Source organism: Prevotella sp. TCVGH (genome assembly GCF_023522295.1).
In the GTDB taxonomy this organism is placed as follows: Bacteria; Bacteroidota; Bacteroidia; order Bacteroidales; family Bacteroidaceae; genus Prevotella; species Prevotella timonensis.
Genome location: NZ_QFFX01000089.1, coordinates 1 through 8,441 on the forward strand (window position 1 = coordinate 1; position 8,441 = coordinate 8,441).

Here is an 8,441-nt window from a genome sequence, read left to right on the forward strand (position 1 = left end):
ATAAACCCCGAAGTCCAATTTTACTGGGCTTCGGGGAGGATATTTATGCTCTTTTGAGTTTTACCGGACAGCAATATTTTATATTCTAAGGAAAATACTCTCTTCAATGCTCCTTACCTTACTGATATACCCACCATCTTCCGCATACCCGATTCTGTTCAGGAAATCGTAGTAATTACCACCTTTGTATTTATACTGCACATAGTCTTTGTAGGCCTTCACGCTCTCTTCCCATGAGCTGAATGTGTAGTAGTTGCCGTTGCTGGGACGACGTAGTCCAAAGAGGTTATTGTTTTCAAGACAGACTCTGGAAGTGAAGTAACCTGTTTCAAGCAGGGCTTGTGCCACTACGATTTGGGGGAACTTCACATCATACTGACGGAGAACGGCCATCAGGTTTTTGATGTTCAACGCTCGGTCTGGCTTTGTGCCGAAACGGAGATATGCCATTTTATCTTGTAATTCAGTGATGTAACCATTGAGATAATCGACAAAATGGTTAGGGTCCACACTTCTGCCTTCCTTTCGTAGTCTGATGTGTAGATGTGGTCCTGTAGTTTTACCTGTATTCCCTGATATTGCCACGATGGTTCCTGCCGTCACCGCATCGCCCTCATGGACGGTTATCATGCTAAGGTGTCCGTACAGACATTCAAAGATGCCATGCTCCAACACGATATAGTTGCCGTAGCCTTTGTTGCCATAGTGTACTTTCTTGATGATACTGGGCAACATAGCATAGACATGGGCGTGGTTGCATTGCAGGTCGATGCCGTTATGAAAGGCAGTACAATTGCTCACGGGGTCTTTTCTATAACCATAGGCAGAAGTGAGTTTCAGGAAGTCAAGGGGTAAGCAAACATTCATACGCTGTCTGATTACGCCAAAAAGCAGGGAGTCCTTCACGTTGACAAACAGTGGTACATCCTTTTCGATACTCACTTCCATGCCGTTTCCTGTCTGGAACGAAATATCCATAGGACGAACCTTTATAGTGTCCTTTTGTTGTGTCGTAACTCTTTGTTTTACAGCCATTTTCTGCCTTGTAGCTATCTGTGGCCTGAGGGTAAAAAACTGTGCTGCCATATCACTACTAAAAAACATGGCAGCAGTGACGATCAGAAATAATCGGTATCGTTGTCTTATATTCATCTTCTTTTGATAATTTTGTTCAGTGCGGAGCCCGCTTTTCGGGTTTTTCGTTTACAAATTTACCTTCAAACATTTAACGTATGGAAGATGTGATGACTTTTCAAGCCCAAGGAACTGTTTTAGACAAATTGAAGCAGTTGGGTATCAACGAGGAGAAACTGGCGTTGATGCCTGATGCTCTGAAAGTTCCGCTGCTTTGTGGAGAGGTAACGCCTGTTTTCATGGCCAACACGGAAACATCAAATGGCAAGGTGATACAGTTACCGATGAAAGCCCAATTCGTACTGGATGATAACGAACAGGTGTTACTGATGACTTACCCACTCCGTAGAGAGATTGCCAATGAATTAGGACTTAACCAAAACGAGCTCCAACGAGTGCTGTCTGGCGAGGTAATACGCAAGGAAGTGGACGTGGAGGGAGAAAGGAAAGTAAGATTTGTTCAGTTGGATAAGGAAACAAACTCGCTCATGCACCGTAATGTGGCCAGCATTCCTATCGAGACAGAACTACAAACACGAAATAAAGTGAAGGACATCGAGCTGGGTGCCAATCAAAAGGAGGCTTTGCAGGAAGGTAAACCTGTGGAACTGGCTCTCGGCGACACCAAGGTAACGGTGGGCGTTGACCTACGTGAGCCACAAGGCTTCAAAATTGTCAACGGCGACATGAAAGAGTGGAAACGATTGCAACAGATGCGCTACGATGATGTTCACGAGGATTTTATGGGTTATGTGATGACCGACGAAAACCGCTGGGAATACCAGAAAGTGGTGGAACGTCAAGCCATGACCAACAACCGCTCAGAGTCTATCGAAAAGAAGCAGCATACAGGCTTGATTCGATAGCACAAGACGAATAACCATCCTCCCAAACAAGGGATTCTTTAATATTCTGCTCCCGGCTTGTCACTTTCATAAGAGCCAGTGAGTGCTTTAACATTCCTCTCTATTGGCGAGTTCTTCTGTTGTAGAACCGTAGCGTTAAAGCATATCACGACAAGCAAGGTGCGTAGAAAGAAATACAAAAATCTTGATTTCGAGTACATCGTCAGCTCCGTGGCTGGCTATGCCAAAGTTGCTCCTATTGCCCGAAAGGTGAAAGCTGGGGACGACATGGCCATTGCCAAGGCTGCGGCGATGATGACTGCGGCAGTCAGGAATGTCATGCCTAAAGACAAGCAGGTGGTACTGGTACCTATCCCAAACCGCACCGGCAGGGCCGGTTACACCAAGACGCTGGCCGAGAAAATAAGCGAGGCACTGCACCTGCCTGTCATAGATGCGCTGGCAAGCAATACTCACGATCCGCTTTATTTGGTGAAGAAAACCAATGGCTCGCTCGATGAGGTGCCGCTCTACTTTTATCGCATCCGCAGGCTACCCAGGAACAAGATACCCATACTCATTGACAATGTACTCGACACCGGGCATACGGCAATGGCCGCATATGAAGCAATGGGCAGACAGGACACGCTGATGGCGGTACTCGGTGATACGCATAAATTCACGCCCAACAAATGGAAGTCGGATATTTACCCTTTAATTGACAACAATATGGCAAGTAAGAAAAAAGAAGAGGTGCAGCAGCAAGCTACCCTGAAGGAAGAGCCGACGGCTCAAACCGAGAAAAAAGCTGCAAAGAAAACGACAAAGCTCCCGAAGTCAAAGACGCTGGCAGAGCTGTACGAGAACATGAAGGAGATGCACCCTGATGCCATCCTGCTCTTCAGAACGGGAGACTTCTACACAACCTTGAACGCTGATGCCTCCAAGGTGGCTGACACATTGGGGCTCAAAGCGAACAAGCCTGCCAAGGCAGAAGACGGCTCTCTGCAGGTTACATTTCCCCATCATGCGCTGGACACGAATCTGCCCAAACTCATCCGGGCTGGTCTTCGTGTGGCTATCGTGGACAGTCTGGAGAAGAAACAAAGTGTAGAGAAATCAGTGTCGGAGAAAGCGGAAACGAAAGCACAGGAAAAGAAAGAGGAAGGAAAATCGGTGGAAAAAACGGAAACCGTCAAGCAGGAACACCGGCCGCGTGAGCCGCAGATGGTTACGGTCAATGGCGACAAGGTTTCCCATGCCCATGCCTTCCAGTCCAAGGTGAATCCAGCCGACTGGTTCTATGTGGCGCAGCTCAATGGTAAGCAGCTCAACCCCATGAAGATGGACGCTGCCGACATCGCTGCCTATCAGAAACGGGAAGCGAAGGTGGAGAATATGATGCAGAAATATTATCCCACAAAGCTGGCTCCTAAAGTATCTGCCGAGGAGTACAAGGCCGCCAACATCCTATCTGACGGCAGGGTGATTGACAAGATGACAGTGTATAAGGAGAAAGATGAGCAGCGGGCTGACTATGGCAAGTACAAGCTCTATGCCCAGGTGGGCGACCAGCGAATGTCGGCTCCTATGACCAAAGAAGACCAGAGTGCTTTCTTCGACCGCGTGACGACACCGGCGGCATTGGTGGAAAAGAACTTTGGCGAACGGCTGCACCTGGCATCGGCCTACGCCGTCTATCAGCTCCCTGCCAACATCAAAGTGGAGGATATCCGGGTGGCAAAGGACAACATGGACGGCAAGTGGAAGATTTCAGCTGCCGTGGGCGAGAACGGACGCACGGACAAGAAGGCGATTTCCTTTGACGACGGCTTTTCTCTCTTCCAAGCCAAGACCGTCACTCGTGAACAGCTGGCAGCCAAATATCTCTCAGAGGACATCAAGCTGCTGTCGGGTCAGAAGCAGGCTATCAGCAATGGACTGAAAATGTAGCCCTTGGGGGGATTTCTATAATGAACACAGATAACATAAATTCAAAGAAAATGGCATATAGTTTTGAAGAGCTGGTCCAGCTCAAACAGGACAGACGGATAGGATGGCTACAGTTCACGCTTGAAGGTGAACATGCGGACGACTTCATGCAGTGGTGCAAGGAACACAACATCCATCCCAGCGAAGATACCGCAGAGTTCTATATGGAGTCGGTGGAACTGAATATGCAAGATAAGCAAATCTTGGCGGAGGACGACTATGACTACAGCTGGAACTGAAACAAAGACGCTCGGTCAGAAAGCCGTGGACAGGTTCACGGAGATGATGGTTGAGCGCATGGAACAGATGAAGTCCGTTGGCTGGCATAAGGGGTGGATTGGCAGTGCTACTGCCCCTGGTGCCATGCCGCAGAATGTATCTGGGCGTGGATATTCGGGAAGTAACTCTTTCTTTCTCCAACTGGACACGGCTCTCCGTGGCTACTCCATGCCCGTGTACCTTACTTTCAAGCAGGCCAACGACATGGGAGCACATGTGAAGAGAGGTGAGTCGGCTATGCCGGTGCTCTACTGGGATATCATGGCAAGGGACAAGGATGGTAAGAAAGTTTCTAAAGAGGCCTACCGCAAGATGAGCCTTGCAGAGCGGATGCAGGTGCAGACCATTCCTTTCCTGAAAGCCTTCAATGTGTTCAATGTCGATCAGACCAATCTGGCTGAGGTGAAGCCTAACAAGATGGAAGCTCTCAAAAAGCTGTTTGCCCCACCAGAGCTGCGTGATGCCGATGGGATGTTTACCAGCAAGGCACTCGACCGTATGTTTGAGAAGCAGGAGTGGATTTGTCCTATCCAATATGACAAGCAGGTACCCGGTGCATACTTCTCACCCTCCAAGGACATCATCGTCATTCCAAAGAAAGAGCAGTTCAACATCGGCAAGACACTGGAAGAGGTCTATAAGGACGGTATGGAATACTACTCCACGGCCCTGCACGAGATGGCTCACTCCACCGGTACGGAACCTCGGCTGAACAGGGGCAGCCATGAGAAGTTTGGCGATGCGAAATACGCCAAGGAGGAACTGGTGGCTGAGCTGACGGCAGCGATGGTAGGCAACTCAATGGGCTTTGACAAGCGTATTCTGGACAACAATGCGGCTTACCTCGATAGTTGGATCTCCACTCTCAAGGAGAATCCTAAGTTCATCGTGTCGGTGATGGCCGACGTGAACAAGGCTGCTAACATGGTACTGGAAGAGGTGGACAAGCAGAAAATGGCGTTGGGTGAAGAGCCCTTGCTCGATAAAAACAGAAACCTTTCTAACGACATTCCCAAGGACAAGGTCGTCTTTGAGAACGCCGCCATCATCAAGCAAAATGATGGTGACTATGCGGTGCGAGCCTCATTCCAAGGTCAAGATTTGGGACTCAAACCGATTGACCCAAATGTGGGCATCCTTTATTTCTCTCTCTCGGAAGAAACGGAGAAGGCGCGTCTGCTCTCCCATACGCTGGAAAAAAGTTTTGGCGATGTGGTCATGGCACAGACACAGCAGCACGCTCATCGTATGAAAATATAACCCTTTATACTTGTAGGCAGTTATGAAACAGAGTGTAAACTACAAAGACCTGAAAACAAAGGTAGGCGTAGATGATATTGCCTATTATCTGGGCTATCGTCTCGACCGCTCGGCCGGTGTGGGAAGATACATTGAAATGGTCTTGTCTGACTCCACGGGTCATCAGGACAAGCTCATCATCAAGAACCCGAAGGAGAAGGCGGCGCAAACTTATTTCCGGCGTAACGGGGCAAGAGGCGGTGATGTGGTATCTTTGATACGTGAGAACCTTAGCAGCTTCCACGAGTCTGGAAGAAACGAGTGGGAAATCATCGGCAAGGTGATGGCCCACTTCGCCAATGAGCCGATTCCTGACTATGGAGATAGCCAGTATCTTGCGAAAGCTGGGTACACGGGTAATACCGTGTTTGATCCGAAACGCTATGAAACGAAGGATGTTAATGGTGCACCGTCGGAAGTAATGGCGTTCTTTGTCCAGCGTGGCATCAACGAGAAGACGGTGAGTACCTTCGCACCATTTATCAAGCAAATAAGGGACAACAGCCATACCACCTACAAGCAGTTCAACATCGGCTTCCCTTATACGGAGGCTGGCAAGGACAAGGTGGTGGGCTATGAAATCCGTGGCTTTGGCTCATTCAAGAGTAAGGCAGCTGGTACTAACTCGACGACGGGGGCATGGATTGCTGATCTCTCACAAGGTGGAGAGCCTACAGACATCAGACATGTCTATTTCGCTGAAAGTGCCTACGACATCATGGCGTTCTATCAGCTGAATCACCTTCGCTTAGATGGTACTCATTCGGTATTCGTATCGTTGGGTGGCACGTTCTCCGACAGTCAGATCAAGGGTATCATGGCGCATTACCCGGAAGCCAAGGCGATGGACTGTTTTGATAATGACCTTGCCGGGCGTATCTATGGAATCCGCATGGCTGCCTTGCTGGAGGGCATCCGCTTGAATGTGCATAAGGAAGAGGACAAGGTGAAGATTACTGTTGGCGCGAAGAACTTTGCCATTGCTAATGAACAGCTGTCCATCCGTGAGCTTCGCAAGCATATCCACATCCGCTATAATGTAGGTGAATGGAAGGCTGCTGCGAACTACAAGGACTGGAACGACCAGCTGATGGGTAAACAGATGGAAGTTGTGGCGGTAGAAAACAAGTTTGCAAGAGATCGGAATCTGGCTGACCGCCGAGAGAAAGGGGTGGGCTTATGAAACGAATCTTCATCATATCATTGTTGGGTAGTTTAACTTTCTGCCCTATGATGGCACAACAGACGGACCCGACGCTGACGGGTGCAGTGATAGCGCAGAGCGGAATGCTGAAAAAGATTTTCAAGGACCGCGAGAAGACACAGAAGAAAATCATTGCTGCGGAAACGGCAGTCACTGTGGCGATGGACAGAATGCACAAGGTGGAAGACAAGATGCTGACGTATCTCTCCAATGCACAAGGAGCCATGCAGAACCTTTATCAGATCAAGCGAGCGGCAGAACTGACAACAGTAGAGATTCCACGAAACATGAGCCTGTTGCGCCAGTCGCTGCCCGGTCATCTGAAAGGAACGGCCATTGCTCTCTTGGTGTCTGATGAACTGACGGATGCTGCCACGCAAATGGCTTCGCTCTATCCGTTCATGAAACAACTGGTAACGAGCGGCACATACAACGTGAGTGGCTATGATGTCACCGGCAAGTCTGTGAATGAGAAGCATAAGGTAAACCTACTGTCATCGGCGGAACGGTATTACATTGCCAATGAGGTGGTGACGAAACTGGAGACGATCAACACCGATCTGTGGCTGCTGGCATGGCAGATAAGGACGTACTCGTGGAATGACCTGTGGTTTGGACTTGACCCTGAAGGTTGGGCCACGGTGATGTCAGGAAAGGCGATTGTGGATGGACTAATCTATGAGTGGAAATATATTTGAGAGGTCTGAATATGGGCATTTTTCTGTACTTTTGCATGGCGACACTTTGTTATTTCGAGGAAGAGCAGTGCAAACAACGGATTTGCCTTGTAATCATTAAACTTAAAAAAATAACAAAGATATGAGTGATACAAATAACTTAATGATTTGCCCTGTTTGTGGCAGAGGTACAATGGTGCACGACGAGCAGGACTGGAAGTGCAGTGAGCAGTCCTGTGGATTCGTTATCCCTAATCGTTTGTTTAATTTGGAGATAACGGAGGAACTGGTAGCGCAACTTGTCAAGCATGGTCATACGGGGGTGCTCTCTCTGCAAAACAGGGACGGACAGTATTTTAAGGCGGCTCTCGTCATCCTTAATGGAAAGGTGGTGGTATCATCAGGTGTACATTACATCGACGGAGTATGTCCTATCTGTGGAGGTAAGATGCGCAAGACCTCAAAGGGCTACCGATGTGAAAATTCCATCGGTGAGCATCCATCGTGTGACTTTATGATTCCGGGTATTATCTGCAACCGTAGAATTACAGAGCAGGATGCCGTGGCGTTCTTGAATGGCAAGCATATCGCCCTGGAGGGCTTTGCCTCAAATGAGTGGAAAATGTTTGCCTCGTCGTTGTCGATAGCCGAAGGTAAGGTGAAGCTGGAATCGCGCATCGCAAAGTGTCCGCATTGCGGCGGCGACCTGCATGTTGGGCTGAAGGCCTACAACTGTGCTAACTATCGCAATGCCGAATATCCATGCAAGTTCTCTATCTGGCGTAACATCAGCGGTCATGCCGTATCGGTGGAGGAGGTGAAGCAAATTTGCGAACAGGGCGTAACCAGGGACTGCATCGAATTTTACAAGGAAGACGGTACAGTGTACTACAAGCGGTTGCAACTGACACCTGAAAAAGACAGAATAATCATGATTTAACCCAAATCGGTCATTAGGATTTCTCTGTGTCGTACGGCAAAGAGAAATCCTTTAATTTTTTCCATATGGAC

General features: G+C 48.6%; 8 protein-coding genes. 7 read left to right on the forward strand and 1 reads right to left on the reverse strand.

Translation table 11 applies throughout. The features are described 5' to 3' along the window. Positions 1-78: 78 nt before the first annotated feature. Positions 79-1,152: a peptidoglycan DD-metalloendopeptidase family protein gene (locus DEM91_RS11495; protein ID WP_249859017.1), complete on the reverse strand. Its 1,074-nt coding sequence runs from the start codon at positions 1,150-1,152 to the stop codon at positions 79-81. A gap of 80 nt (positions 1,153-1,232) precedes the next feature. Here DEM91_RS11495 and DEM91_RS11500 point away from each other — a divergent pair, with 80 nt between their 5' ends. From DEM91_RS11500 to DEM91_RS11530, 7 genes are all read left to right on the forward strand, one after another. Next, positions 1,233-2,000, forward strand: a complete 768-nt coding sequence (locus DEM91_RS11500) for a DUF4099 domain-containing protein (RefSeq protein ID WP_249859018.1) — start codon at positions 1,233-1,235, stop codon at positions 1,998-2,000. 159 nt (positions 2,001-2,159) lie between these two features. Then, entirely contained in the window at positions 2,160-3,932 is a 1,773-nt protein-coding gene (locus tag DEM91_RS11505; RefSeq protein WP_249859023.1) for a DNA mismatch repair protein MutS, read from the forward strand. 50 nt (positions 3,933-3,982) lie between these two features. Then, the gene (locus tag DEM91_RS11510; protein ID WP_249859019.1) at positions 3,983-4,210 is read left to right on the forward strand and encodes a hypothetical protein; all 228 of its coding nucleotides are present in this window, start codon (positions 3,983-3,985) and stop codon (positions 4,208-4,210) included. After that, positions 4,191-5,510 carry an ArdC family protein gene (locus tag DEM91_RS11515; protein ID WP_249859020.1) on the forward strand — a complete coding sequence of 440 codons (1,320 nt, stop codon included), beginning with the start codon at positions 4,191-4,193 and terminating at the stop codon, positions 5,508-5,510. Before DEM91_RS11510 ends, DEM91_RS11515 begins: the two co-directional genes overlap by 20 nt. A gap of 22 nt (positions 5,511-5,532) precedes the next feature. Further along, on the forward strand, positions 5,533-6,732 hold the full coding sequence (locus DEM91_RS11520; RefSeq protein ID WP_249859021.1) for a toprim domain-containing protein: 1,200 nt from the start codon (positions 5,533-5,535) through the stop codon (positions 6,730-6,732). Further along, positions 6,729-7,451, forward strand: a complete 723-nt coding sequence (locus DEM91_RS11525) for a hypothetical protein (RefSeq protein WP_130829448.1) — start codon at positions 6,729-6,731, stop codon at positions 7,449-7,451. Before DEM91_RS11520 ends, DEM91_RS11525 begins: the two co-directional genes overlap by 4 nt. Positions 7,452-7,572: 121 nt before the next feature. After that, positions 7,573-8,370: a type IA DNA topoisomerase gene (locus tag DEM91_RS11530; RefSeq protein WP_249859022.1), complete on the forward strand. Its 798-nt coding sequence runs from the start codon at positions 7,573-7,575 to the stop codon at positions 8,368-8,370. The last annotated feature ends 71 nt before the right edge of the window (positions 8,371-8,441 follow it).